Below are 25,351 nucleotides of genomic sequence, written 5' to 3' on the forward strand. Positions count from 1 at the left end.
CGTGCTCGATCGTAAGACGCGCCCGCTTTCTGGCGGCGGGCGCGACGGAATGGGCCGGTGGGTGCGTCGTGCTGCATAGGCTCGAATATTGGGGGGTGTGCGCAACGCGCGGCGCTTCAGCTACGGCGCCGCGCGTCCCCTGTTCGTCTCGTTACTGCCGGAAACCGCGTATCAATGACCGAGCGACTTGTTCGCCTGCGCAGCCGCCGCATTCAACGCGTCAGCCGGTTGCGCCTTGTTCAGATATATCGCTTGCATCGAGTCGGTCACGGCCTTCGCGGTGTCTTCCCAGCCGGTCACGGTCGGCGCGAAGTGAGCCGTGGGCAGCAACGCGATGAATGCCTTGATGTCCGGATCGTTGAACGCCGGGTCCGCCGCTTCGGCCTTCGTGGTCGGCAGGAAGCCTTCGGTCGTCGTGAACTCGACGCGCGGTTCCTTCGTGAACAGATAGTCGAGGAACTTCCACGCGGTCTTCTTCGCCTTCGAGTTCTTGAACATCACGATCGAGTCGGTGACCGCGTAGGTGGCGTGCGTCGTGCCCATCGGCACCGGATCGATGCCGTACTTCAGGTTCGGCGCTTCCTTCTTGATCTGCTTCGCGAGGAACGGCGCGGAGATCACCATCGCGACGCGGCCCTGCTTGAACAGGTTCTGCACGTCTTCGCGGCTATAGCCGGTGACGCCCGGTTGCGTGAGACCCTGGTCGATCATCTGCTTGTACATCGTCGCGGCCTTCACGCCCGCCGGCGAATTGAACGCGGCCTTGCCGTCCTTGCCCACCACGTCGCCGCCCATCGTCCACAGCGCGTAGTAATAGTAGACGTCGGTTTCGATTTCCTTGCCTTGCAGGCCGAAGCCGGCGATGCCTTGCGCCTTCAGCTTCTTCGATGCATCGATCACGTCGTTCCAGGTCTTCGGGCCGTCGGGGTAGCCGACCTTCGCGAGCATGTCCTTGTTGTAGTACAGCGCGCGTGCGGAAGCGGCGATCGGCAGCCCGTAGGTCTTGCCGTTGATCTGGCCGGGCGCGAGGAACGGACCGATGAAGCGGGCCTTGAAGTTCGCGTCCATATAGCCGTCGAGCGGCTCGGCGACGTCGTCCTTCACGAAGTCGAGCAGCCACCGCGTGCCGACGATCGCGAGGTCCGCGTTGGCGCCGCCGGAGATGTCCGTTTGCAGCTTCTGTTGCAGCGTGTCCCAGTTCACGTCTTCGATCTTGATGGTCGTGCCGGGGTTGGCCTTCTCGAAATTGCGGGCCATTTTCTCGAAGTACGGCGCGGTCGCGTCGCTGTAGTGGGCGACCGTCACGCGGACCGTTTCGGCGTGGGCCGACACGGCGATACCTGCAAACGCGAGCGCCACGGCGACTTTGCCTAGCGCGAGGGAAGCACGGGCATGCAACGACATTTTTCTCTCTCCTGTGGGTGGTTTGCTGCCGTCGCCGGCCGCCTTGGGTAAATTGTTTGAAAAAATCCTACATGACGCAAAATAGCTTGTCACGTAGGGTCTGCGATATTTTTTCCTCGGTGATTTTGTGCATAAGATGCTGGAAAGCATGGGGTATTCTGCCCTGCGCCATGTTACGGAAACCCACTCTTCGGGATAAGCGGGCAGTCGTCGCAAACGCTTTTTGTAAGAAATTTACAGCGAGGCGCGCGGCGGGAGCCGGGTGGCGGAAGGCGACGGCAAGACGGCCGAATCGGCCGGGCGAACGAGCGAGGAACACATGGATCGTGTCGTATTGGTAACCGGCGCATGCGGCGGTATCGGCAGCGTGTTATGCGAGCGCTTCGTGGCGGCGGGCGACACCGTGCTCGCGCTCGACATCGACGCGGCAGCGCTGCAAGCGCTGAGCGCGCGACTCGGCGCACACCAGGGCGCAGACAAAATCGTGCCGGTCGCGGTTGATCTCGGCGACGCCGCCGCGGTGCAGCAAGCGGTGGCCGCGGCGGTCGCGCGGCGCGGACCGGTCGACGTGCTGGTCGCGAACGCGGGCGCGGCGCTCGGCGCGTCGCTCGCGACTACCGACGCCGCAAGCTGGCAGCGCGACATCCATCTGAATCTGAACGGCACGTATCACACGGTCGAGGCGGTGCGCGCGTCGATGATCGAACGGCAGCGCGGCGCGCTCGTGCTGATCGGCTCCGTGAACGGTCTTGCGGCGCTCGGTCATCCAGCATATAGCGCGGCGAAGGCCGGCCTGATCAGCTATACGAAGGCGCTCGCGATCGAGCTGGGCCGCTATGGCATTCGCGCGAACATCGTATGCCCGGGCACTGTGAAGACGCAGGCGTGGCAGGCCCGCGTCGACAAGAATCCGCAGGTGTTCGAGGAACTGAAGAAGTGGTACCCGTTGTGCGACTTCGCGACGCCCGACGACATCGCCGACGCGGTGCTGTTTCTCGCGTCGCCGCAAGCGCGCGTGATCACCGGAGTCGCGTTGCCGGTCGACGGCGGCTTGATGGCGGGCAACCGGCTAATGGCGCAGGAGTTGACGCTCGAGTCGTTCTGAACCGCGCACGGCGCGCGCATTACGACACCCGCAATACAACACGCAGCAAGACGATGAGGACAGCATGGCAGCAGTGCAACTGAGCGGCATCTTCAAACGCTATGGCGACACCCAGGTCGTGCACGGCATCGATCTCGACATCGACGACGGCGAGTTCGTCGTGCTGGTCGGTCCGTCGGGCTGCGGCAAGAGCACGCTGATGCGGATGGTGGCCGGGCTTGAGGAAATCAGCGGCGGCGATCTGATGATCGGCGGCACGCGCGCGAATACGCTCGCGCCGCAGCAGCGCAATATCTCGATGGTGTTCCAGAGCTACGCGCTGTATCCGCATCTGTCGGTGTATGAAAACATCGCGTTCGGTCCGAGAATCCGCAAAGAGTCGTCGGAGAAATACAAGCCGCGCATCGATGCGGCCGCGAAGATGCTGAACCTCAGCGGCTATCTGGACCGTTTGCCGCGCGCGCTGTCGGGTGGTCAGCGGCAACGTGTCGCGATGGGCCGCGCGGTGGTGCGCGAGCCGTCGCTGTTCCTGTTCGACGAGCCGCTGTCGAATCTCGACGCAAAGCTGCGCGTGCAGATGCGCACCGAAATCAAGGCGCTGCATCAGCGCTTGAAGAACACGGTGATCTACGTCACGCACGATCAGATCGAAGCAATGACGATGGCCGATCGCATCGTCGTGATGAACGCGGGACGGATCGAGCAGATCGGCCGTCCGCTCGAACTCTATGACCGCCCGGCAAATCTGTTCGTCGCGAGCTTCCTCGGCTCGCCGTCGATGAATTTCGTGGAGGGCGTGATCGTCACTCGCGCCCAGGGTGCGGGCCTCGCGTTGAAGCTCGCGGACGGCAGCGAGGTCGCGCTCGAAAGCACGCCTGCGTCGGCCGTGGTCGGTGCGCAGGCCACGCTCGGCGTGCGGCCCGAGCACATCGAGATCACGGCGCAGATACCGGATGCCGCGCTCGACGTCGAAGTGATCGAGCCAACTGGCGCCGAGACGCACTTGTACGGGAAAATAGGCGGCTCCGCGTGGTGCGTGACAACGCGCGAACGCTCGAAGATCGAGCCCGGTCAGCGAGTTGCGCTGCGTCTGCCGGCCGAACACATTCATTTGTTCGATACGGAGAGTGGACGCAGGCTGGTTTGATCAGGCCGATTGGAGCGAAGAAGCTGCGAGCGACGCGGAACCATATGAAACAGCCCCTAAGGAACACCGGGTGTCCGCACCGAACTTGATTCCCCATATCCGCAATGCACTCGCGAGTCTGCGGCCCGCCGAGCGCAAGGTCGCCGACATGGTGCTTGCCGACGTCGACTTCGCGATGCGCGCGAGCATCACCGATCTCGCGCAGCGCGCCGACGTCTCCGAGCCTTCCGTCACGCGTTTTTGCCGCGCGATCGGTGCGCACGGTCTGCGCGACTTCAAGATGCAGCTCGCGCAAAGCGTGGCGGGCGGCTTGCCGTATGCGTCGACCGCGGTCGCGCGCGGTGACGACGTGCAGACCTTGATGGACAAGGTCGGGGAAGCGGCGATCGACGGCATCACGCATGCGCGCGGCGCGCTCGATCCTGCGGTGGTCGAAAGCGCGATCGCGGCGCTCGTGAGCGCCCGGCGCGTGTTTTTCTTCGGCGTGGGTTCAGGTTCCGGGCTCGTCGCGCAGGATGCGGCGCTGCGGTTCTTGCGCATCGACATCGCGGCGGCCGCGTTCACAGATGGTCATTTGCAGCGTCTTTACGCCGGCCTGATGGAGCCGGGCGACGTCGCGTTTGCGATCTCGCATTCGGGGCGCAGCGTCGAAGTCAACGAAAGCATCCAGATCGCGAAGGAGCGCGGCGCGACGACGATCGCGCTGACCAACGTCGGCTCGCGGCTCGCATGGCTCGTCGATATTCCGCTGCTGCTGCGCGTGGCGAGCCCGATCGATCCGAATACGCCGGGCGTATCGCGGCTCGTGCATCTGTGCATCATGGATGCGCTCGCGATCGGCGTCGCGCTGAAGGCCGGGCCCGAGACGCTGGAAAAGATGCGCCACGCGAAAGCTCGGCTCGTGCCGCATGAGCCGGAAGGCGCGGGCGGGTAGAGCGCTCGAAGCGCTGGCGCACCGTCCTCTTCTTCCAGTCGATCATCGACACCTTGTTCACCGGCTGCGCGACCGTAGCCGCCGCGCGAACCTTGCCGCCCATCGGCAGATCGAGCACCTGCCACTTGCCATGCCTCGCGAGTTCGAGCGAGAAGCTCGCGGCTTCATCTGACCATAGCAACCGCTCATCGATATCGACCGACGTATCGCGCAACGCGCTACGCAGGCGCTTGCGCAGCGTCGTGTTCGGATGCAGCCGCGCGCGCTCGCGCTCGGCCACAACTGCAACTCGCGTTGCTCTGCAACTAACCGTCAAGCCGAAACGTCTCTCCCGGCTATCATGGCAATCTGCCGCATTCGTCCGACTCATCATCCAATCAGAACCGGCTCGCAGCGTTCTCGTTCAGGTCCGTCCGCCCATGTCCCTCCGTTCCGCCGACACCGCATCGCACGCTTCAACCACGATCACCGCCCGCCGTCTGCCGACACTGCTGCTGGCCGCCGCGCTATCGCTCGGCAGCGCAACAGCGCTCGGCCTCGCGCGCTTCGCCTACGCGCTGCTGTTGCCGTCGATGAAGCTCGACCTCGGCTGGAGCTTCGCGCAGGCCGGCGCGATGAACACCGCGAACGCGCTCGGCTATCTGCTCGGCGCGCTGGTGTTTCCGCGCCTCGCGCGCCGCTGGTCGGCGGGCGCGCTGTTCGCGGGCGGTTGCGTGCTGACCGCGCTGTTGATGGCCGGCAGCGGCCTCACCGCCAGCACGGATGCGCTGCTGACACTGCGCGTAATCACTGGCGCGAGCAGCGCGGCGATCTTCATCGGCGGCGGCGTGCTCGCGGCGCGGCTCGCGTCGGCGCGCCCGCGCGACGCGGGGCTCGTGCTCGGTCTGTATTACGGGGGCACCGGCTGGGGGATCGTCGCGTCGTCGTTGCTGGTGCCGGTGACGATCCTTGACGCCGCCCACGGCTGGCAGTTCGCGTGGTTCGCGCTCGCGGCGGCCTGCGCGCTGTTCGCCGCGGTCGCGATCGGCGCGTCGCGCAGAATCGAGCGCGCGCATACGAGCGCGGCGGCTGCCGCGCATGCAGCCGGCGCCACGTCCGCGCCCGGTTGGCCGCACTTCGCGGCCGCGCTCGCGGGCTACGGACTGTTCGGCGTCGGCTATATCGGCTACATGACGTTCATCGTCGCGCTGCTGCGCAACGCCGGCATGAGCGCGGCGGTCGTCACCGGCTTCTATCTGCTGCTCGGCGCCGCGACCGTGGTGTCGGCGCGGATCTGGTCGACGCTGCTCGATCGCATGCGCGGCGGCCAGGCGCTCGCCGTGCTCAACGCGCTGCTGGCGATCGCGACGCTGCTGCCCGCGCTGTTCACGCAGCCGTGGGTCGCGTTCGTTTCGGGCACGCTGTTCGGCGCGACGTTCCTGTCGGCGGTCGCATCGACGACCGCGTTCGTGCGCCACAATCTGCCCGCGAGCCACTGGGCGAAGGGCATCAGCGCCTTCACGATCGTGTTCGCATTCGGGCAGATCGTCGGGCCGGTGGTGATCGGCTGGGTGTCGGATGGCGCCGGGCTCGCGCGCGGGCTCGTGTATTCGGCGCTGCTGCTGGCGGGCGGCGCGGTATTCGCGGCGTGTCAGAAGGCGTTGCGCGCGGCGTGAGCCGCGTTACGCGTACTTCGTGTTCAGCGATAGGTCCAGCACCGATGCGCGATGAACGTGAGCGGCGGCACCACGCACACGACGAGCCCGATACCGAGCGCGGGCGGGCCGCCCGCGAGCTGCGTCAGGCGCGATACGAGCGCGGTCAACGTCAGGCCGCCCAGCGATACGAGCACGAACCGCCCAGCGTTCATCAACGCGGGCAGCGCCGAAAAACTCCAGAACGTGTTCAACAGATACGAGGCCGCCGTCGCCCACGTGAACGCGATCGCGTTGGCCCACGGCGGCGACATGCCGACGTCCGCGATCAGCGTCAGCGCAATGCACACATGCAGGCCGGTCGCGATGACGCCACTCGCGCCAAAGCGCATCAGCTTGACTCGATCGACCAGCATCATCGCGGCGCTCCTTCGCGCTTGCGCAGGACCGCGAACAGCGATACGCCATAAGGCAGCGGCGCATGCGCGAGCCAGTGGCGCTCGGCGCTGAAAATGCGGTACAGCGCCGCGTTGAGCGGCCACGGCGGAATCGCGTCGCCGCTCGAATGCTGGCGATGCAGCAGCCGATCGGCCCAACGCGCGACCACCGCGACCGGATAGAGCAGCGTGTTGAAATAGCTGACGCGTTCGACTTCGTAGCCGGCCACGGCCGCGCAGCGCATCAGCGAAGTGCGGCTATAGCGGCGGTAGTGATGCAGGAAAACATCGTGCGCGCTCCACAGATGTTGTCCGGCCGGCACCGTCACGACGATGCGACCCCCCGGTGTCAGCAGATCGCGCATGCCTGCGAGCGAGCCGGCGTCGTCGGCGATATGTTCGAGGCAGTCGAAGAAGCAGATCAGGTCGAAGCGTTCGCCGTCGAACGGCACGTCGTCGGGGCAGTGGCCCGCGCGGATGTCGAACTGCTTGCCGGTCTCGCGCGCGCTCAGCGCCCGAGCGGTCGGGTCCATCTCGAGGCCGCTGACGGTGCCGAAGCCGGCCAGCATGTCGAGGTTGCCGCCGGTGCCGGAGCCCACTTCGAGCACGCGCGCGCAGTGCGGTAACGCGAGCCGTTCGAGCAGCGTGCGCAGCACGTCGCGCCGCGCGCGAAACCACCAGTGCCCGGCTTCGGTCTCGGCCATTTCGAGGTATGCATCGGGAGACATGGTCAACTCCTCGGCTTTCAGTGTCCGACTACGCGAAACCGCGGCGCGGCCCGCCTGCGTGTCGGTTCGACACGCCCCACATGCGCCGCACGCGCATCCTCGCGCACGCCCGGCAACGTGCTGACCTTGCTCTTCGCCTGATAGCGACGCCGCACCAGATAAACGGGCCGTTCCTTCGACTCGTAGTAAATGCGGCCGACGTATTCGCCGATCACGCCGATGCCGATCAGCTCGATGCCGCCCATGAACAGCATCACCGAGATCGTCGACGCGTAACCGGGCACCGGATTGCCCGACCACAGCGTGCGGCCGATGACGAACCCGCCGTAGACGAACGCGAGCGACGCGATGGACAGTCCGATATAAGTCCAGCTGCGCAACGGTACCGTGCTGAAGCTCGTGATGCCTTCGAGCGCGAAGTTCCACAGCCGCCAGCCCGAGAACTTCGAGTGGCCGGCGCTGCGCGGCTCGCGTTCGTATTCGACGATCACGGTGCGGTAGCCGACCCACGCGAACAGGCCCTTCATGAAGCGACGGCGCTCCGGCAGGCTGCGCAGCGCGTTGACCACCTGGCGATCGATCAGCCGGAAGTCGCCGACATTCTCCGGCAGCTTCACTTCGGACAGCGCATTGTGCACGCGATAGTAGAGCGCGGCCGCCGTGCGTTTGGCGAGCGTATCGCACAGGCGGTTCGTGCGTTTGGCCGCGACTACTTCGGCGCCCGCGCGCCAATGCTCGACCATCACCGGGATCAGGCTCGGCGGGTCCTGCAGGTCCGCGTCGATCGGAATCACCGCATCGCCGAATGCTTCGTCGATGCCGGCGGTCAGTGCCGCTTCCTTGCCGAAGTTGCGCGTCAGCTCGATCACCCGAATGCGCCGGTCTCGGCTGCTCTGCGCGATCAGCCGATCGAGCGTCGCGTCGCTGCTGCCGTCGTTGATGCAGACGATCTCGAAGCGCGTGCCGTCGATCGATTCGAGCACCGGCACGACTGCCGCGAAGAAGCGTTCCACCGCGTCCTGCTCGTTGTAGAACGGCACGACGAGTGAAATCAGTGGCGTGGTTGCATGAGTTGGCATGACGCTTCCCCGTTTATCGAATGATTCGAGCCGCGTGCGAATAGGCGAGGGCGGCGCGCTCGTCGCGTTCTTCGTCCATTACGCGCACGCGGCGCATGACGAGCAGCAGCACCAGCAGCAGAACGATCGGGCCGATCTGCGGCAACTCGGCCGTGCGGTTGAAGAGTTCATAGGCCGGCAGCAGCCACGCAAGCGCAATCACGCTCTGCTCGCCGCGCAGCCAGCCTTTGTCGAGGCCGAGCGCGGTCAGGCTGGCCGTCGCGATGCCGAGCCACGCCAGTTCGTAGTGCCACACGTATGGGTTCGTCAGCAGCGTGGCGACGACGAGGCTCGCCGCGCGCAGCCGCGTGTCGCGCGTGTTTCGCCACACGTGCCATGCGGCTGCCGCGGCGATCAGCGCAACGCAGGTCTGGGCCGCAAAGGCCGCGACGATCGGCGTGCCGCCTTCGCGCAGCACGGCGAACACGGTCGGCGACGCGAGCCAGTAGCCGCGGCATTGCTCGAGCAGCGTCTCGCGGGCAATGCCGGTGTTGACGAAGAAGAGCCGCACCGATTGCACACCGCAGGCCAGCACGCTGATCACGCTGAACAGCGCCGCGCTGAACGCGGCGGCGGCCAGCGTGCGCCATGCGCGCGCGGCAATCAGCACGAGCGGAAACAGCACGGCCATTTGTGGCTTGATCGCGAGCAGGCCGAGGCACAGCCCCGCGCGTACCGGATGCCGGCGCAGCCAATGCAGCGTCAGCGCGGCGATGCCGGCGGTCAGCAGCGAGTTCTGACCGAACAGGGCTGTCACGAACACGCACGGCGAGGCCGCGACCACGAACCATGCGAAGCGCGATCCCCTGAAGCTGTCGACAAGACCCGACACACGCAACGTGCCCGCGCTGAGCAGCGCGATGCCGCCGCCGACGAATACGAAGTACATGACGAGCCGCGGCAAGAGCGCGAGCGGCGAGATCAACACGAGGAACGTCGGCGGATAGAGCCAGGGCATCACGCTTTCGTGGCTGACGTTCGTGAAGAGCAGCCGCTGGAGCTTGTCGAACGACGCATGGTCGTAGACCTGCATCGCCGAACCGTGCAGCAGTCCATACGAGGCCGACCAGAAAATCGAAAAGTCCTCACCGGGACGCGTGAGGCGTTGGTCGGTGAAGCCGTGGCTCGCATAGGCCCACAGCCCGATGATCACCACGTACAGCACGCACATCCCGCTGCAGTAGAAGACGATGCGCTCGTGCGTGAGCCAGCCGCGAATCTCGCTGTCGCCGCTGCGCATGCGTAGCTGTGATGCGTACATGATCCCCGCCCCCGTGTGATCCGGATCAGGTCTGTCGACCCTCCGTTCGTTCTGTTTATTGATTCCGTCTTGTATGTGTCTGCGCGTGACATCGAATCAAAACCCGTGTCTTTGCGCTGAACCGGTCAGATCATTGTTGGCGGAAATTCATGCGACTTTCAAGCTCGCGTTTTCCTGGCCGCGAGTCGTGCCCTGCCGATTCACCCAAATACCGGGCCAAACGGTCAGCGTTGTGTGCGCCAACGCACCAAGCCGTCTCATCGATGAGACGCTTTGGACCGGCGCGCCATTCGGGAAGGCCGATTTCCCAGCGATATTCCGTTTTTACCGGCTCAGGGAAAGTCCTGGACAAAAAATGCCGAGCGTTGCCCGGCGGCGCTTTACGCGTTCCGCGAAGTGTTCGGCGGCGCATGCGAAACGTTGCGGATTCGGACATTCCGGACGCGAATCGGGCGCGAGGCGGGAGGCCAGTCGGCTCGAACCCGCGTCGTTACGCTGTTTTCGCAAAGCTGGTCCCGTCTTTGCAATGGGGAGTGCACGGAAGTCGACGACACGATGCTGCGGACCCGAACTGACAGCACACCATGGCGCGATAGAGAGCCAACGTCGATTGACCAGTTGGTGCTGGCCTCGAGCCGGCGCCAAGAAAAAATCACGAACGACGGGGGATGTATGCACAACAAGTTCACGCGGCTGCGCGGCGATAACAAGCCCATGCGCGGCGCACATCGTGCGGCCATGCTGCGTCAGCGGCACACGGCCGCAATGCTGCGGCTTGCCCGGCAGCTGCCGCTTCACTTCCCCCGTTTCCTCCAGTTCGTGTCGCCCAGCGTTACGCCCATGCGGATCAAACACCGCGCGACGCTGACCGGGCGGCGAGACTAGCCCGCAGTCTTCCGCAGTTCCCAGCAGTGCCCGTAGTGCCATCGCCCCACGCCAATCCTGGTAACGGGTTCCATTAGTTAGTCATCCACAGGAGTCGAATCATGAAGAACATCATTGCTACCGCAGCCCGTTTCGTTCGTGACGAAGACGGCGTGACCGCCATCGAATATGGGCTGCTCGCCGGCCTGATCGCGCTGTTGATTATCGGCGGCGTGACCCTGCTCGGCCAGCATCTGCAGACGATTTTCAACAACCTCGCGGACTCGGTTTAAGTCGTCTTGCCGACGGACGAACCTCACGATTCGTCCGTCACTTTTCAACTGAATACGGGGGCCTGTCATGAAGAACCTGATTGCGCGCGCGGTACGTTTCGCACACGACGAAGACGGCGTGACCGCCATCGAATACGGTCTGCTCGCCGGCCTGATCGCACTGCTGATCATCGGCGGTGTGACCACGCTCGGCACCAACCTCAGCGCGATCTTCAACAATCTCGCCGACTCGATCTGACGCGGCGCGATCATCCATCACGAGGTCATCATGACGCTGCCGCTTCTGCCGCCACATCCTGTACCGCTGTGCGTGATCGTACTGGCGATCGTGGCAGCGAGCACGGATCTCACCGCGCGGCGCATTCCGAATTGCCTGATCGTACCCGGGCTCGCCGTCGCGCTTGCCGTGCAGATGTCGATTCACGGGCCGCTCCCCGGCGCGCTCGACTGGCTGAGCGGCGCCGCATGCGGCTTCGCTTTGCTGTTGCCGTTCTATCTGCTGCGCGGCATGGCCGCCGGCGACGTGAAGCTGCTGATGATGATCGGCGCATGGGTCGGACCCGCGCTGACCTGGCGGATCGCGCTCGCCGCTTTTCTGATCGGCGGACTCTGGTCGCTGCTGATCGTGCTGCGCCGCGGCAGATTCGCGCGCTTGCTCGCGAATCTGCGGCAACTGATCGGCGGGCTCGTCGTCGCGCCGCTCACACGACCGAGCCTGATCGATGCGCGGACCGGATCGGTCGGGTCGATTCCCTACGGCGTTGCGATCGCGGCCGGAACCCTCGGAATGCTGTTCGCGGCCGCGCGGTAGCCGGACGTTTCCACTGAACGATGCGGGAGTGTTGCCATGAAAAACAGTCGGGCTTTAGTGATGCTGACGATCGCCGTGCTGGCGGGCCTCGCGGCCGTGAGTTTCGCGTCGCGCTGGTTGCTGCAGACCTCGTCGGCCGCGGTGACGTCCGTTGCGGTGGCGTCTTCGGACATCAGTCTCGGCCAGCCGCTGAACCAGAACCTGATTCACATGGTCAGCTGGCCGACTTCGAGCGTGCCGCCCGGTGCGTTCGCCGACGGCAAGGCGCTCGAAGGGCGCGTGCTGCTGACGAGTCTCGCGCCCGGCGAGCCGGTGCTCGAATCGAAGCTCGCGCCGCAGGGCACGAAGGGTGGCCTGTCCGCGGTGATCGGCGAAGGCCATCGCGCGATCACGGTGCGGGTGAACGACGTGGTCGGCGTCGCCGGCTTCGCGCTGCCGGGCAACTACGTCGACGTGATCGTCAACACGCAGCAGGCGAACAAGACCGACGCGTCGCAAAGCATCTCGAAGATCGTGCTCGAAAAGATCCTCGTGCTCGCGGTCGCGCAGCAGGTGAGCCGCGACGACACCGCGCCGAAAGTCGTCAACGCGGTGACGCTCGAGGTGACCCCCGAGCAGGCCGAGAAGCTCGACCTCGCACGCAGCGTCGGCACGCTGTCGCTGGTGCTGCGCAACCAGGTCGACAAGCAGACCCCGAGCACCGGCGGCGCGACCAAGCTGACCTTGCTCGACGTGCCGGTGCCGGCTTCGGCTCCGGCCGCACCCGAAGTGCATCCGGTGCGCGCGCACTATGCGGCACGTCCGGCGCCCAGGCGCGATTGCGTCGGCGTGCTGTCGGGGGTGACGGGGAGCGTCGAATGTTTCTAGCGCGGTCGCGGCGCGCCGGTTTTTGACTGAAGCCGCGACCTGAATCAGAAGGCAATCAAGAGACGTCTCGGTTCACCTATCGAGCGACGGGGGCAGCAACATGAAAACACAACAACGGTACTCATCCGGTGGCGGCAAGCATTGCCGCACGCTCGGCGGCACGGTGCTCGCCGCCGCGCTATGCGCCGGGCTAACGGCTGCGCACGACAGCGCGGCACAAACGATGGCCGCCGCGCAAATGCCGCCGGGCTGGGGCGCGCAGGCCGCGCCGCTGCCGGTCGGCCGGGGCGCCGTGCCGATGCTGGTCAGCAACACGCCGATGCTGACCGGCGCGACGAGCGGCCGGATGGTCGCCCCCGCGCAGCTGACCGGGCCGAACTGCACCGGCGAGATTCGCGACGAGTCGAGCGTGTCGGTGGCGGTCGGCAAGTCGATCCTGGTTCCGCTCGTCGAGCCCGCGCGCAATCGCACGCTCGGCAATCCGGTCGTCGCGCAGGCGACGCTCGTGTCGCAGCGCACGCTGTACGTGGTGGGCATGAGCGTCGGCACCACGAACATGATCGTGCAGGGCCGCAGCGGCGCATGTCAGATCATCGACGTGAGCGTCGGCGTCGATGCCGATGGGCTGCAACGCACACTCGCGCAACTGCTGCCGAACGAGCGCGGCATCCGCGTGTCGAGCGCGGCCGGCAACCTCGTGCTCGCAGGCCGCGTATCGAGCGGGCAGGCCGCGCAGCAGGCGATGGGCATCGCCGGCGCTTACGCGGGCGCGCAACCCACCCAGCAAGACCAGTCGAGCACCGCGAGCTTTGGTAACGGTGGCTCGATCTCGCAGCAGAGTTCGAGCGTTAGCAAGGGCTCCGAAGTCATCAACATGATGACGGTCGATTCGCCGCAACAGGTGATGCTCGAAGTGAAGGTCGCCGAGGTGTCGAAGACGCTGCTCAATCAGTTGGGCGCGGCGGTCAACATCCAGGGCGGCTTCGGTTCGTGGACCGGCGCGCTGGTGAGCAGCCTGCTCGCCGGTGTCAGCAGCGGTGTCGCGGTGAGCAAGGCGAACAACAGGCCGTTCAACATCGCCGTCGACGCACAGAAGAGCGACAGCCTCGGCAAGATTCTCGCGGAGCCGAACCTCGTCACGCTGAGCGGCCAGGAGGCGTCGTTCCTCGCCGGCGGCCGGGTCTTCATTCCAGTGCCGCAAAGCAACGGCACGGGCGGCTCGACGATCACGCTGCAGGAAGAAGAGTTCGGCGTCGGCCTCAAGTTCACGCCGACCGTGCTGGCCGGCAGCCGCGTGAATCTGAAGGTCGCGCCGGAAGTGTCGGAACTGTCGCCGACCGGCGTCACCGTAACGGCGAGCGGCACGAGCAACACGACGATCCTGCCGCTGATCACGACACGGCGCGCGTCGACGACGGTGCAGATGAACGACGGCGAGAGCTTCGCGATCGGCGGGCTGATTCAGAACAACATCACCGGCGCGTTGAAGGCGCTGCCCGGCATCGGCGAAGTGCCGGTGCTCGGCGCGCTGTTTCGCAGCACGTCGTTCCAGCAGGATCGCACGGAGCTGATCTTCATCGTCACCGTTCATCTGGTGAAGCCGCTGCCGCCGGGCGACTACCCGCTGCCGACCGATAGCTTCACCGGCGTGTCGGACGGCACGGTCTACGCGACCGGCAACATGGAAGGCCGCCGGCCCGCCGCGCAGCCGAACGCGCCGCAGATGCCCGCGCAACCGCGACCGCAACCCGCGGCGCCCGCACCGGTTCCGACGCCGGCACCGACCGAAGGCTCGGTCGCACCCGCCGCGCTGCTGCCGCGCGACACCCACGGGGACCGGCCAGCACCGTCGGCCGCGATGCAGCCGGCCGACAAAACGGCAACTACGACAGCGTCGGCAGCGACGCTAGCGCTAGTGCAAACCAACGCCGAACCCGCGCTCGTCAAAGCCGACGCCGCGAGTCCAGGCAACCCGACGCTCAACGCCACCAAGCCCAACCCGTAACGCGCCGCGAAGGAGACTCTCATGAAACTCGAACATCTTCTGATCACGCGCCGCGCAGCGTTGCTGCTGACGATGTGCGCCACGCTGGGCGGTTCGTTGAGCGGCTGCATGTCGAGCTCGCCGATCTGGGACGCGCACGTCGGCGACGCCGTGCGCACCGTAACGCAGATGCAGATCATCGATCCGCATGCGGGCGAGCACACGCCGTCGACACCAGGGGTCGACGGCAAGGCCGCGGTCGCCGCGCAGCAGCAGTACGACAAGTCGTTCCAGACGCCGGCCACGACGTTCAATCCGTTCGTGATCGGGATCGGCAGCAGCGGCGGCAGTCAGTGATGGCGGACGCGGGGGAACATCATGATCAACATCCTGGCTCTCTCTGAAGACGGCGCACGGCTCGCTCAGATCGCGCATCTGAGCGGCGAAGCCGGCGACTACCGGATCACGCGCGCGATGGGCACGCCGTCGCTGCTCGGCGAGCGCGGCGACACGCTCGATGCGTTCGACGTGCTGATCGTCGACGCCGCGTCGCTGAAGGATGCGGAGCTCGCGGTGGTGGAGCGGCTGCATCGCCAGCACGGGCGGCTCACCTGCATCCTGCTGATTCCCGACGCGTCGCCGCAGACGCTGATCGCCGCGATGCGCGCGGGCTTTCGCGACGTGCTGAACTGGCCGCTCGATTCGCGCCAGTTCAGCGACGCGTTGCAGCGCGCGCAGGCGCAGAGCCTGCAAGGCGGCACGCGCGACACGCGGATTCTGTCGTTCGTGTCGTGCAAGGGCGGCGCGGGCACCAGCTTCATCGCCGCGAACGTCGCACATGCGATCGCGAGTCTGCCGCAGAAAAAGCGCGTGCTGCTGATCGATCTGAATCAGCAGTTCGCCGATGCCGCGTTCCTGGTCTCCGACCAGACGCCGCCGTCGACGTTGCCGCAAATCTGCGCGCAGATCGAGCGCATGGATGCGGCGTTCTTCGACACGAGCGTCGTGCATGTGAGCGACAGCTTTCATATCCTCGCCGGCGCGGGCGACCCGGTGAAGGCGGCCGAGGTCAAGGAAGACCGTCTCGAGTGGCTGCTCGGCGTCGCCGCGCCGCATTACGACTTCGTGCTGTTCGATCTCGGCCAGACGCTGAACCGGCTGTCGATGCTCGCGCTGGATCGCAGCGACCAGATTCATCTCGTGCTGCAGGCGAGCATGCCGCACGTGCGCGCCGGCCGCCGGCTGCAGGAGATTCTGTGCTCGCTCGGCTACGCGCAGGAGCAGATGCGGCTGATCCTGAACCGCTATACGCGGCACGGCGAGCGGCCGCGCGGGGCGCTCGAATCCGTGCTCGGCATGAGCGCGTATCAGGTGATCCCCGAGGATGCCGAAACGGTGACCGACGCGATGAACCAGGGACTACCGGTGTCGAAGACCGCGCGCGGCAGCGGGGTTGCGCGCAGCCTGCAGACGCTCGCCGAAAACATCGCGGCACGCGCGACCAAACCGGGGCGCTCGCGCGCGAAGGGTGAGTCGCTGTTCGGGCGGCTGCTCGGGCGTCCGCCGGCGCCGAAACTCGAAACGCTTTAAGCGTGCTCGAACGTCACACGATCAGAACAGGGGAACGTCATGTCGCTTCGTGAGCAGATTTCCGCGCAACGCGTGCAGCCGCTGGGCGAATGCCAGGACCCGGCGGCCGCCGGCATGTTGCGCGGCGCATACCAGAAACTGAAACGCGAGATTCATCAGGCGGTGCTCGAACGCGTCGAGCTCGAACGGCTGTCGAGGTTGCCGCCCGAGCAGGTCCGCCAGGAGATCGCGACGCTGATCGGCCGCATTCTCGAAGACCAGAAGGCGCCCGCCAACGATCTCGAACGCCGGCAACTCGTCGGCGACGTGCACGACGAAATGTTCGGCTTCGGTCCGCTCGAAGTGCTGCTGCGCGACCCGACCGTGTCCGACATCCTGGTGAACACGCATCGTCATACCTACGTCGAGCGCCGTGGTCGGCTGGAGGCGACCGAGGTGACCTTCTACGACGACGCGCATCTGATGAAGGTCATCGAGAAGATCGTCTCCGGCGTCGGCCGCCATATCGACGAATCGAGCCCGATGGTCGACGCACGCCTGCCGGACGGCTCGCGCGTGAACGCAATCATCCGGCCCTGCGCGATCGACGGTCCGTTGCTGTCGATTCGCCGTTTCGCCGCGAATCCGTTGCAGGTTGCCGACCTGATCGAATTGCAGAGCCTGACGCCGCCGATGGCCGAAGTGCTCGACGCGCTCGCGCGCGCGAAGGTGAACATCCTCGTGTCGGGCGGCACGGGCAGCGGCAAGACCACGCTGCTGAACGTGCTGTCGGGATTCATTCCGGGCGACGAGCGCATCGTCACGATCGAGGACGCGGCCGAGCTGCAGCTGCGCCAGCACCACGTGCTGCGGCTGGAGACGCGTTCGCCGAACATCGAGGGACGCGGCGAGATAACGCAGCGCACGCTGGTGCGCAACGCGCTGCGGATGCGCCCCGACCGCATCATTCTCGGCGAGGTGCGCGGCGCCGAAGCGCTAGACATGCTGAACGCGATGAACACCGGCCACGAAGGCTCGCTGTCGACGATCCACGCGAACACACCGCGCGATGCGCTGACGCGCCTCGAAAACATGATGACGCTCGGCGGCCTGTCGCTGCCGACACGCACGATGCGCCAGCAGATTTCGTCGGCGATTTCGGTGGTCGTGCAAGCCACGCGTCTGACCGACGGCCGCCGCAAGATCGTCAGCATTTCGGAGCTGACCGGCATGGAGGGCGACATGATCAACATGCAGGAGATCTTCGTGTTCCGCCGCTCCGGCGTCGATGCGAAGGGCAACGTGCGCGGCCATTTCTGCGCGACCGGCGTGCGGCCGAAATTCGCCGAGCGCTTGCAGGCATTCGGCGTGGCGCCGTCGGAGCAGATCTACGATCCGGCGCGGCGCTTCGAAACGACATGACGTGCACGGCCAACGCGCACAGACCGCTTGCCCGCTGTTTCAGGAGACTTGCATGAGCCCGATTTTCTACGCGTCCATCATTCTGCTGTTCGCGGCCGTGGTGCTCGCGACGGGTGGCGTCTACGAGTATTGGAACAGCCGGTACGGTCCGGTCGCGCGCCGCGTCGATTCGCGGATTCGCGCGGTATCTGCCGGCGGCCCGACGAGCCGGCAGCGTCTGTCGATTCTGAAGACACGCACGATGGCCGAGTCGGCGGTGCTCGCGCGACTGCTGCTGCGTATTCCGCGCGTGCATGCGCTCGATCTGTTTCTGCAGCAGTCGGGGCTGTCGTGGTCGGTTGGCCGATTCTTCGGCACCTGCGCGGTGCTTCCGCCTTTCGTGCTGATCGTGGGCGCGAGCCTCAGAGTGCCGTGGGTCTTCACGGCCGGCGCCGCCGCTCTGTGCGCGTTGCTGCCGATCGTCTACGTGCAGCGGCGCCGCCACCGGCGCATTCGTCAGCTCGAACGGCAACTGCCGGACGTTTGCGACATGCTCTCGCGAGCATTGCGCTCGGGCCATGCGTTCACCGGCGCGATCGATATGGTCGGCGCCGAGTTCGCCGAGCCGATGAGCGGCGAGTTCCGCATCGTGTTCGATGAGATCAACTACGGCGTGTCGATCAGCGAGGCGCTGACGAATCTCGCGACCCGTGTGCCGATTCGCGATCTGCGCTACTTCGTGATCGCCGTCGTGATCCAGCGCGAGACCGGCGGCAATCTCGCCGAAGTGCTCGACGGCATCACCGCGCTGATCCGCGACCGCTTCAAGCTGTTCGACAAGGTTCGCGTGCTCTCCGCCGAAGGCAGGATGTCCGCATGGGTGCTCGGCCTGCTGCCGTTCGGCGTCGGCGGCGCGATGATGGCGATCAACCCCGGGTTCCTCAACGTGCTGTGGCGGGACCCGGCGGGCGTCAGGATGATCGCGGTGGCGAGCGTCGCCATGCTGTTCGGGATTCTGTGGATGCGGCACATCGTGAAGATTCGCGTTTGAGCGGCTCGAGGTCATCGGAGAAGGACCATGCAAACACTGAACATCACGCAGATTCTGTTGCTCGCCGGCGTATTCGCGATCGTTTTCGCGGCCGTGTTCGGCGCTATGCATCTGAGCACGCCGCGCGACATGAGCCGCCGCATCGAGCAGGCGGGCGGTGCGAATGCCGTGCCGGCGCCGGAGCAACTCGACGCCGCCGCGCAGACGCCGTGGTACGAAAAGCTCGTCGAGATCTCGCAGCCGATCTCGAAGCTGTCGGTGCCGAAGGACGGCTGGGAGCAATCCGCGCTGCGCGTGCAGTTGATGAACGCCGGCTGGCGCTCGGCCAACGCCGTGCCGATCTATCTGGCCGCGAAGACCGCGCTCGCGCTGACGTTGCCGCTCCTGGCGATGCTCGCGCTGTACGGCTCGTCGTTCGCGAGCTCGCTGCTCGAACGCGCGATCGTGCTCGTCGTGCTGGCCGCGCTCGGCTACTACCTGCCGAACGTCGTGCTGTCGCGCCGCACGGCAACGCGCCAGCGCAGCATCGTCGAGGACTTTCCCGATGCGCTCGACCTGCTGACCGTGTGTGTGGAAGCGGGGCTGGGCCTTGATGCGTCGCTGATGAAAGTCGGCGAGGAAATCCGCCTGCGCAGCGCGGTGGTCGCGAGCGAGCTCGAACTGATGCTGCTCGAAATGCGCTCGGGTTTCTCGAAGGAAAAGGCACTGCGCAATTTTTCGCTGCGCACCGGTGTGGAAGACATCGACTCGTTCAGTGCAATGCTGATCCAGGCCGAGCGCTTCGGCACCAGCATCGGCGCGTCGTTGCGCGTGCTGTCCGATACGCTGCGCACGCGCCGCCGGATGCGCGCCGAGGAGCGGGCCGCGAAGATTGCGCTGAAGCTGCTGTTTCCGCTGATGTTCTGCATCTTTCCGGCGCTGCTCGTCGTGCTGATGGGGCCCGCGATGATTCATATCTATCGCGATCTGCTGCCGAGCATGGCGGGCGGCGCATGACCAGAGCCCGCTATGAATTGTCGCGCGTCTCGGCCGCGCGTCTGCCCTGGAAGACTGGGAGCCGCCAGCCGTAGCGCAGCGACGCAAGCCGCACCAACATGCAAGCCAACGTCGCGAACCACGGCGTCCACCAGTCCGTCCAGCCCGCATACGAAAAGCCGACCTGCACCGCCGCGCCGAACAGCGCGGCAGACGCATAGATCTCGCGCTCGAGAATCGCGGGCACGCGCGAGAGCACGACGTCGCGCATCACGCCGCCTCCCACTGCGCTGACGACGCCGAGCAGAATCGCGAGTTCGGCATTGTGGCCATACGTGAGCGCTTTCTGCGCGCCCGACACCGCGAACAGACCGAGCCCGATCGCATCGAAGAACAGCACCGGCTGACGCAGCCTGCGCACCTGCGGATACGCGAGAATCGTCACCGCGGACGCGGCGAGCGCGGTGGCCAGATAGCGCCAGTTCGACAGCCCCGCCGGTGGGATCGCGCCGATGCACACGTCGCGCACGATGCCACCGCCGCTCGCGACCATAAAGGCGATCACCACGATGCCGAACAGGTCGAGCCGTCGTTGACGCGCGGCGACCGCGCCGCTGATCGCGAAGACGAAGGTGCCGATCAGATCGAGAATGGTATAGACGGCGTGTAAATTCACTGAGTGGTTTCGTGTTGGGCGAGCGCAGGGAGGGCGCTGCGAAATGCGACCGTCGGTCAGGAGCTCGCGGGCGGCGCGCTTGCGGACTCGCTTTCGAGCAGGCTATGCGAAAGCTTGCTAAGCAGACGTTCGAGCGTTTTACGTTCGCTCGCGCTCAGCGCCTTCGCGAGCTCGACTTCAAGCTCGGCGCCTACCGCTTCGGACGCCTTCGCAACTTCGAGGCCGTGATGGGTGGCGCGTAACGCGATGCTTCGACGGTCCGATGCATGCACGTTGCGCGTGATCAGGCCACGTGATTCAAGCTCGGCGAGAACTTTGGAAAGCAGCGTCTTTTCGATCAACGCGCGCTGCGAAACGGCCTTGGGCGTGATGTCTGGCTCCGCGCATACGAGGCGCAGCACGCGCAGCGCGCGCACGTCGAGATCCCAGCGCTCGCGGTAGACCAGATTCGCGCGGTTGATCAGCAACGCGCTGGTCAGATCGAGCCTGAAAGTCAGGAAGTCCGAGTACAAGAATTTGCTCCGCTGTCGACCGTTATCCGTCGTGCAGGCATTATAGGCAAGTAGTTGAAACTTTCAAATACTTGCGCCGCGTGGACTGCGTGTGCGGTCAAAGCTGTTTGCAATAGAAAGTGGTGGCGCACAACGCGCCGTCGGGCATCAGCGCGTAGTTCGGCACGCTGCCGACGCGTTGCCAGCCGGCGCGCTGATAGAGCCGCTCCGCATCGCCGCCAGTTACGGTGTCGAGCACGAGGACCGATTTTTTCTCTTCCCGCGCAAGGCGATCGAGTTCGCTCATCAGAGCGTGCGCGACGCCGTGCCGGCGTGCTCTTCTGTGTACGAGCATCTTCGCCACGTCGGCTCGATGCGGCTGATTTTCGGGTTGCGCGATGATCAACTGCACGGTGCCGACGATGCTGCCGTCTCGATCTTCGGCGATCAGCAATGCGCGATCGCCGCGTGCGACGCTTTCCGCGACGTTGCGCCAGAACGCGAGGGCTGTGTTGCGCGAAATCGGCAGCATGAAGCTGACCGATGCTCCGCCTTCCACGCAGTCGATCAGCACATCGGCGAGCGCTTCGATGCAGGCCGCCGCTTCGTTCGCGCCGACGCGCCGAATGGTCACGTTATCGCTCATCCGCTTCTCCGTTCATTGATGGGTGACGTGCTCAGCGCGACCAGATAGCGCGCGCGTTTGCGAGTGGGGTTGCGAAACACGATAGGGCTGTCGAGCCGCATCGCCAGGCAGTCGCCTGACTTGAGCCGCCAACTGGTGTCGCCGACCGTGATTTCCATCGACCCGTCGAGCATCCACACCTGTTGATGAATGTCCGCGTCGCGCGTGCCGGTTTCGTAGCTAACGCGCTGACCGGCAGGAAAGTCGACTTCGACCAACTGGATCGCCGAGCGCGCGGTAGGCGACAGATGACGCCGCACATAACCGGAACCCGGATCGGTCCACACCGCCTGTTCGGACGCGCGACTGACCGGCGACGGCTCGGCCACCGCTGCGCCATCCTGCTCGAACAGCGATGCGAGCGGCACGTTCAACGCGGTGGCAAGTTTATCGAGCACGGTCGCGGTGGGGCTGCTTTGCCCGCGCTCGATGAGCGAGATATTCGAGCGGCTGACCTTGCTGCGCTCGGCCAGTGCGTCCAGCGACCAGTTCTGAGCGTCCCGTAGCGCTTTGACTCGACGAGCGATCAGGGCGTTGATGTCCATGCTATCCAGTTTAAGAGATTATTTGTCTAGTAAACTAGAGATGGTTTTTTTGATTGTCAATAGTGGGCGGCGCGTGCTCGCTCGCAATCGCACGCGTTGCAACGCTCGCGGTCTTTGAGCTCGCGTCTCAAGTCAGCGAGCTGTTCCGCTATGCAGGCGAATTCGGCGTGCCTGCGGCATTTGACGCCATCCTGTTTGCCGGAGCATCGACGGGCAATGCAGCGAGTTGTTCACGCAGGGCGCCCGTCATGCTGTTGAACGCGATCCGCTCAGTGGTCGTGAGCGGCGAAGCGCCAGTTCGGCCTGTCAAAGTGAGCGGATCGATCGGTTGATCGTACTCACGCACCTCAAAATGCAGATGGTCGCCCGTAGCCGTACCGGTGCTGCCCACCGCGCCGAGCGGTTGTCCTTCGGCGATCGGTTTGCCGACACGCAAATCGCGGGAAAAGGCGGACAGGTGTGCGTAGTGCGTCGTGAAACCTCGCGGATGACTGAGTATGACGATGTTGCCGTATCCGGGTTTGAAGCCGATGAACCGCACGGTTCCTGCGGCGGCCGCGACGACGAGTGTCCCCTTCGGTGCGGCAAAGTCCACACCTGTGTGCATCTGGTGTTTGCCCTTGACCGGATGGGTTCGGTAACCGAATGGCGAACTGAGCCGCACGTAGTTGAGGGGCATGGAGAACGGCTTCGCGGCGAGTCCACGCCCGTCGAATGAATAGTAGTCTCCATCGGTGCGCCCCGGTGCGACAAACCAAACGGCCTGGTAGACCTCACCGCCCGAGCGGAGCTCGACCGCCGTTAGACGCTTGCGCTGTGCGTTCGTATCGTCGCTTTCGTAGAGAACATGATAAGTGTCGCCCTTGTGCGCGGGCGCGGCGAGGTCCAGTCGAGGAGCAAAAATATGCGCGATCTGCTCCTGTATCTCCGCCGGCACGCTGTCCCGCGCCAGCGTGTCGCGCAACGTTGCTTCGATCTTCCCTGCGTAAAAACCGCTGTCGAGATCCGACATGACAAGCGGTGCAGCGTGGGATAGCTGACCATTGCTGGTTTTGCTGCCAGAGTCATTGACAGCCGGCGCCGTCACTTCCAAGGCTCGGGACAATTGGCGTGCAGTTGATCCGTGCCCGCGACTGACGATCTCCGCTTCCGTAACCTCATTCGACGTTCCTAGCATCGCAACCATGCCAAACAGAAACACGGCGGCTGCCGGAGATTTAAATCGGCAATAGACCGAATGAACCACATTCTCGGAAATAACCTGAGCGCGAGAGCAGGCGTGACGTAAATGGCGTAAGCGCATCATTTCAAAACCTCGCAGTCGGAATAAAAGGGCTGCAGGCATGAAATGACGTCGCTTGAAATGCCACGGGAACCCAATAAATCGAACAAGGGATTCTCTTTCTCGCTACACAACCCCGGTATAAGGAGCTTTCAGTCTATGGGGCGCGGCGGGTTATCAATATCGGGAGAATCCGAATTTTGAGATAGGCTCGGCGCCAGTACCGTCAACCGCATGAGCGTCGTCCCGCCATTTTTTCATGCAGGGCGAACCGAGTGCTTTCGCGGATGGCGTCTCGGCCCGAGCTGTCGGGCGATCCGGCGTTTCTTCAGGGCAGCGGACACGCAGGCTTGTCTAAGCCTGCGTGTCTATCGCAGGTTATCAAAAAAGCACCAGTTACCGGTTTTCGAAAAAATCGCAGTTTCCTCTTAAAACCGCTTCTGCGCAGCCGCCAAGCGATTTTTAGGGTGCTTGGTATTAAATTGATTTTTCAAATATATCTAATAGCTGAACTCGATCGACGAATCGGATCGGTCCTATTTTTATCCTATCCCAAAAATCTAAGATGAAATCAGTTTCAAAGTTTCGAAGGCAACGGGAATTTTGTGTGTTCTGTATTTAATGGTAACGATTTAATCGTATCTGGTTAATTTCCGTGATTTTCGGGTGGCGATTCGCCGCAAATCTATTTTCATTACCTTGATAGGGATAGGATCATGAACAAGTCGTATATCAGCGTCTGGAACGAAGCCCTGGGTTCGTGGGTAGCTGCGTGTGAAAACTCGAAGACTCGTGGCAAGCGCGGCAAGTCGAAAGCAGTCAGTCTGATGGGTGCAGCGTTGCTGGCGACGAGCGCAATTGCGCCTCTCGCGCATGCGCAGTACGCGGCGGGCAGCGGCTTTGCGGAGGGCCCGTCCTCCGTGGCAATCGGTGCGGATTCCGGCAATGCTGCATTCGCTTTAGGCGATAGCTCTACTGCGGTCGGCTCGAACGCGGCCGCGACGGGTGTGGGCAGCGCGGCCTTCGGTAACGACACTACCGCGGTCGGCACGGGTTCGTTCGCCGCTGGTGGCGGCAGCCACGACGGCTCGACCCCTGGTGCAATCGCAATGGCGGACTGGTCGGTGGCGCTGGGCCGGTCGACTGTCATGTACGGCGCGACCGCTGGCATTGCGATCGGTCTGAACAATACCGCCTCCGCTGCTGGTGCGGTGGTGATGGGTTCGAACTCGATCGCTTCAGGTTCCGACTCGATCGCCTTCGGTACCGGTACGAGTGCGACCGCGGCAAACTCCGTGGCGCTGGGCTCGGGTTCGATCGCCGACCGCGAAAATACGGTGTCGGTTGGCAGTGCGATGGCCATGCGCCAGATCACGAATGTTGCGGCCGGCACGCAAGACTCGGACGCGGTCGTCGTGTCGCAGCTCAAGGGCGTGACGAGCGCGCTCGGCGGCGGTGCTGCGGTCGATGCCGACGGTTCCGTCAAGGCGCCTGCGTACAGCGTGGGCGGTACGACGGTCGACAACGTGGGTGACGCGTTCGCCAACGTCGATGCCCGTACCACGCAGAACACGGCCAACATTCAGAACATTGCCGGTGACGTTATGAACATCACGAACGGGCTGGACAACGGCACGATCGGTCTGGTGCAGCAGGATGCAACCAGTCGTGACATCACGGTGGCAAAAGACGCTGACGGTTCGGTGATCAACGTGGCGGGCACGGCGGGCAACCGTACGGTGACGGGTGTGGCTGCGGGCGCAGTGCGGGCATCGAGCGTGGACGCGGTCAACGGTGGCCAGTTGTACGGCACGGCGTCGAGCACGGCCCGGGCGCTGGGTGGTGGTTCGATCGTGCTTGCGGATGGCTCGATCAGCGCGCCGAAGTTCAGCGTGGGCGGCACGACGGCGTACAGCGTGGCCGAAGCCGTGACGAACCTCGACGGTCGCACGACGCAGAACACGGGCGATATCGCGCTGAATGCAACTGACATCGCAAAGAACACGAGCAACATCGCGCAGAACGCGTCCAGCATCACGAACGTGCAGAACCAGTTGTCCGAAGGCACGGTGGGTCTGGTCCAGCAGGA

Annotated in this window: 26 protein-coding genes; 16 read left to right on the forward strand and 10 right to left on the reverse strand. The window is 64.8% G+C overall.

Annotation, left to right across the window (positions count from 1 at the left end; all coding sequences use genetic code 11):
* Positions 1 to 171 precede the first annotated feature (171 nt).
* Positions 172 to 1,404 (reverse strand): ABC transporter substrate-binding protein, encoded by a 1,233-nt coding sequence (locus tag AB3X96_RS36250; RefSeq protein ID WP_018435768.1) that lies wholly within the window; start codon positions 1,402 to 1,404, stop codon positions 172 to 174.
* A 319-nt stretch (positions 1,405 to 1,723) separates the two neighbouring features.
* Between AB3X96_RS36250 and AB3X96_RS36255 the strand changes: the two genes are divergently transcribed.
* The 4 genes from AB3X96_RS36255 to AB3X96_RS36270 all read left to right on the forward strand — a co-directional run bounded on the left by AB3X96_RS36255 (position 1,724) and on the right by AB3X96_RS36270 (position 6,245).
* Positions 1,724 to 2,509 carry an SDR family oxidoreductase gene (locus tag AB3X96_RS36255; RefSeq protein ID WP_368593492.1) on the forward strand — a complete coding sequence of 262 codons (786 nt, stop codon included), beginning with the start codon at positions 1,724 to 1,726 and terminating at the stop codon, positions 2,507 to 2,509.
* A 64-nt stretch (positions 2,510 to 2,573) separates the two neighbouring features.
* Entirely contained in the window at positions 2,574 to 3,656 is a 1,083-nt protein-coding gene (locus AB3X96_RS36260) for an ABC transporter ATP-binding protein (RefSeq protein WP_368593493.1), read from the forward strand.
* Between the two features lie 70 nt (positions 3,657 to 3,726).
* Entirely contained in the window at positions 3,727 to 4,590 is an 864-nt protein-coding gene (locus AB3X96_RS36265; RefSeq protein WP_184225290.1) for a MurR/RpiR family transcriptional regulator, read from the forward strand.
* Positions 4,591 to 5,009: 419 nt separating this feature from the next.
* Complete coding sequence (locus AB3X96_RS36270; protein WP_368593494.1) at positions 5,010 to 6,245, forward strand: YbfB/YjiJ family MFS transporter; 1,236 nt, start codon at positions 5,010 to 5,012, stop codon at positions 6,243 to 6,245.
* A 23-nt stretch (positions 6,246 to 6,268) separates the two neighbouring features.
* Here AB3X96_RS36270 and AB3X96_RS36275 read toward each other — a convergent pair whose 3' ends face one another.
* The 4 genes from AB3X96_RS36275 to AB3X96_RS36290 are packed head-to-tail and all read right to left on the reverse strand — an operon-like array spanning position 6,269 to position 9,768.
* Complete coding sequence (locus AB3X96_RS36275) at positions 6,269 to 6,643, reverse strand: GtrA family protein (protein WP_368593495.1); 375 nt, start codon at positions 6,641 to 6,643, stop codon at positions 6,269 to 6,271.
* Complete coding sequence (locus tag AB3X96_RS36280; RefSeq protein WP_368593496.1) at positions 6,640 to 7,389, reverse strand: class I SAM-dependent methyltransferase; 750 nt, start codon at positions 7,387 to 7,389, stop codon at positions 6,640 to 6,642. The genes AB3X96_RS36275 and AB3X96_RS36280 overlap by 4 nt, the downstream gene beginning before the upstream one ends.
* 17 nt (positions 7,390 to 7,406) lie before the next feature.
* The gene (locus tag AB3X96_RS36285) at positions 7,407 to 8,468 is read right to left on the reverse strand and encodes a glycosyltransferase family 2 protein (RefSeq protein WP_368593497.1); all 1,062 of its coding nucleotides are present in this window, start codon (positions 8,466 to 8,468) and stop codon (positions 7,407 to 7,409) included.
* Between the two features lie 13 nt (positions 8,469 to 8,481).
* Complete coding sequence (locus tag AB3X96_RS36290; RefSeq protein ID WP_368593498.1) at positions 8,482 to 9,768, reverse strand: glycosyltransferase family 87 protein; 1,287 nt, start codon at positions 9,766 to 9,768, stop codon at positions 8,482 to 8,484.
* Positions 9,769 to 10,041: 273 nt separating this feature from the next.
* On the opposite strand from AB3X96_RS36290, the gene AB3X96_RS36295 reads away from it, so the two are divergent.
* The 11 genes from AB3X96_RS36295 to AB3X96_RS36345 all read left to right on the forward strand — a co-directional run bounded on the left by AB3X96_RS36295 (position 10,042) and on the right by AB3X96_RS36345 (position 19,604).
* Positions 10,042 to 10,653 (forward strand): hypothetical protein, encoded by a 612-nt coding sequence (locus AB3X96_RS36295; RefSeq protein ID WP_368593499.1) that lies wholly within the window; start codon positions 10,042 to 10,044, stop codon positions 10,651 to 10,653.
* Positions 10,654 to 10,754: 101 nt separating this feature from the next.
* Positions 10,755 to 10,925, forward strand: a complete 171-nt coding sequence (locus tag AB3X96_RS36300) for a Flp family type IVb pilin (RefSeq protein WP_013092552.1) — start codon at positions 10,755 to 10,757, stop codon at positions 10,923 to 10,925.
* Between the two features lie 67 nt (positions 10,926 to 10,992).
* Positions 10,993 to 11,163 (forward strand): Flp family type IVb pilin, encoded by a 171-nt coding sequence (locus tag AB3X96_RS36305; protein WP_176121070.1) that lies wholly within the window; start codon positions 10,993 to 10,995, stop codon positions 11,161 to 11,163.
* 30 nt (positions 11,164 to 11,193) lie between these two features.
* Positions 11,194 to 11,736: a prepilin peptidase gene (locus AB3X96_RS36310; RefSeq protein ID WP_368593500.1), complete on the forward strand. Its 543-nt coding sequence runs from the start codon at positions 11,194 to 11,196 to the stop codon at positions 11,734 to 11,736.
* Between the two features lie 36 nt (positions 11,737 to 11,772).
* Positions 11,773 to 12,603 carry a Flp pilus assembly protein CpaB gene (gene cpaB / locus AB3X96_RS36315; protein WP_368593501.1) on the forward strand — a complete coding sequence of 277 codons (831 nt, stop codon included), beginning with the start codon at positions 11,773 to 11,775 and terminating at the stop codon, positions 12,601 to 12,603.
* A 100-nt stretch (positions 12,604 to 12,703) separates the two neighbouring features.
* Positions 12,704 to 14,608 carry a type II and III secretion system protein family protein gene (locus AB3X96_RS36320; protein WP_368593502.1) on the forward strand — a complete coding sequence of 635 codons (1,905 nt, stop codon included), beginning with the start codon at positions 12,704 to 12,706 and terminating at the stop codon, positions 14,606 to 14,608.
* Positions 14,609 to 14,629: 21 nt separating this feature from the next.
* A complete protein-coding gene (locus AB3X96_RS36325; RefSeq protein WP_176121074.1) occupies positions 14,630 to 14,944 on the forward strand; it encodes a hypothetical protein in 315 nt (104 codons plus the stop codon).
* 21 nt (positions 14,945 to 14,965) lie between these two features.
* Positions 14,966 to 16,177, forward strand: a complete 1,212-nt coding sequence (locus AB3X96_RS36330; protein ID WP_368593503.1) for a CpaE family protein — start codon at positions 14,966 to 14,968, stop codon at positions 16,175 to 16,177.
* Between the two features lie 39 nt (positions 16,178 to 16,216).
* Entirely contained in the window at positions 16,217 to 17,578 is a 1,362-nt protein-coding gene (locus AB3X96_RS36335; protein WP_368593504.1) for a CpaF family protein, read from the forward strand.
* Between the two features lie 52 nt (positions 17,579 to 17,630).
* Positions 17,631 to 18,608, forward strand: a complete 978-nt coding sequence (locus AB3X96_RS36340) for a type II secretion system F family protein (RefSeq protein ID WP_368593505.1) — start codon at positions 17,631 to 17,633, stop codon at positions 18,606 to 18,608.
* A gap of 27 nt (positions 18,609 to 18,635) precedes the next feature.
* The gene (locus tag AB3X96_RS36345; protein WP_176382932.1) at positions 18,636 to 19,604 is read left to right on the forward strand and encodes a type II secretion system F family protein; all 969 of its coding nucleotides are present in this window, start codon (positions 18,636 to 18,638) and stop codon (positions 19,602 to 19,604) included.
* A gap of 10 nt (positions 19,605 to 19,614) precedes the next feature.
* On the opposite strand, the gene AB3X96_RS36350 is transcribed toward AB3X96_RS36345, so the two are convergent.
* The 5 genes from AB3X96_RS36350 to AB3X96_RS36370 form a co-directional block, all read right to left on the reverse strand.
* On the reverse strand, positions 19,615 to 20,259 hold the full coding sequence (locus AB3X96_RS36350; protein ID WP_368593506.1) for a trimeric intracellular cation channel family protein: 645 nt from the start codon (positions 20,257 to 20,259) through the stop codon (positions 19,615 to 19,617).
* 56 nt (positions 20,260 to 20,315) lie between these two features.
* Positions 20,316 to 20,771: a MarR family winged helix-turn-helix transcriptional regulator gene (locus AB3X96_RS36355; RefSeq protein WP_368593507.1), complete on the reverse strand. Its 456-nt coding sequence runs from the start codon at positions 20,769 to 20,771 to the stop codon at positions 20,316 to 20,318.
* A gap of 97 nt (positions 20,772 to 20,868) precedes the next feature.
* Positions 20,869 to 21,396, reverse strand: coding sequence for an N-acetyltransferase family protein (locus AB3X96_RS36360; protein ID WP_368593508.1), 528 nt, complete (start codon positions 21,394 to 21,396; stop codon positions 20,869 to 20,871).
* Positions 21,393 to 21,980 (reverse strand): helix-turn-helix domain-containing protein, encoded by a 588-nt coding sequence (locus AB3X96_RS36365; protein ID WP_368593509.1) that lies wholly within the window; start codon positions 21,978 to 21,980, stop codon positions 21,393 to 21,395. Before AB3X96_RS36365 ends, AB3X96_RS36360 begins: the two co-directional genes overlap by 4 nt.
* A gap of 148 nt (positions 21,981 to 22,128) precedes the next feature.
* Entirely contained in the window at positions 22,129 to 23,325 is a 1,197-nt protein-coding gene (locus AB3X96_RS36370) for a M23 family metallopeptidase (protein WP_368593510.1), read from the reverse strand.
* 653 nt (positions 23,326 to 23,978) lie between these two features.
* Between AB3X96_RS36370 and AB3X96_RS36375 the strand changes: the two genes are divergently transcribed.
* A partial coding sequence (locus AB3X96_RS36375; RefSeq protein WP_368593511.1) for an ESPR-type extended signal peptide-containing protein occupies positions 23,979 to 25,351 on the forward strand: 1,373 nt, incomplete at its 3' end.

The organism is Paraburkholderia sp. BR13439, from assembly GCF_040948805.1.
GTDB lineage: Bacteria > Pseudomonadota > Gammaproteobacteria > Burkholderiales > Burkholderiaceae > Paraburkholderia > Paraburkholderia youngii.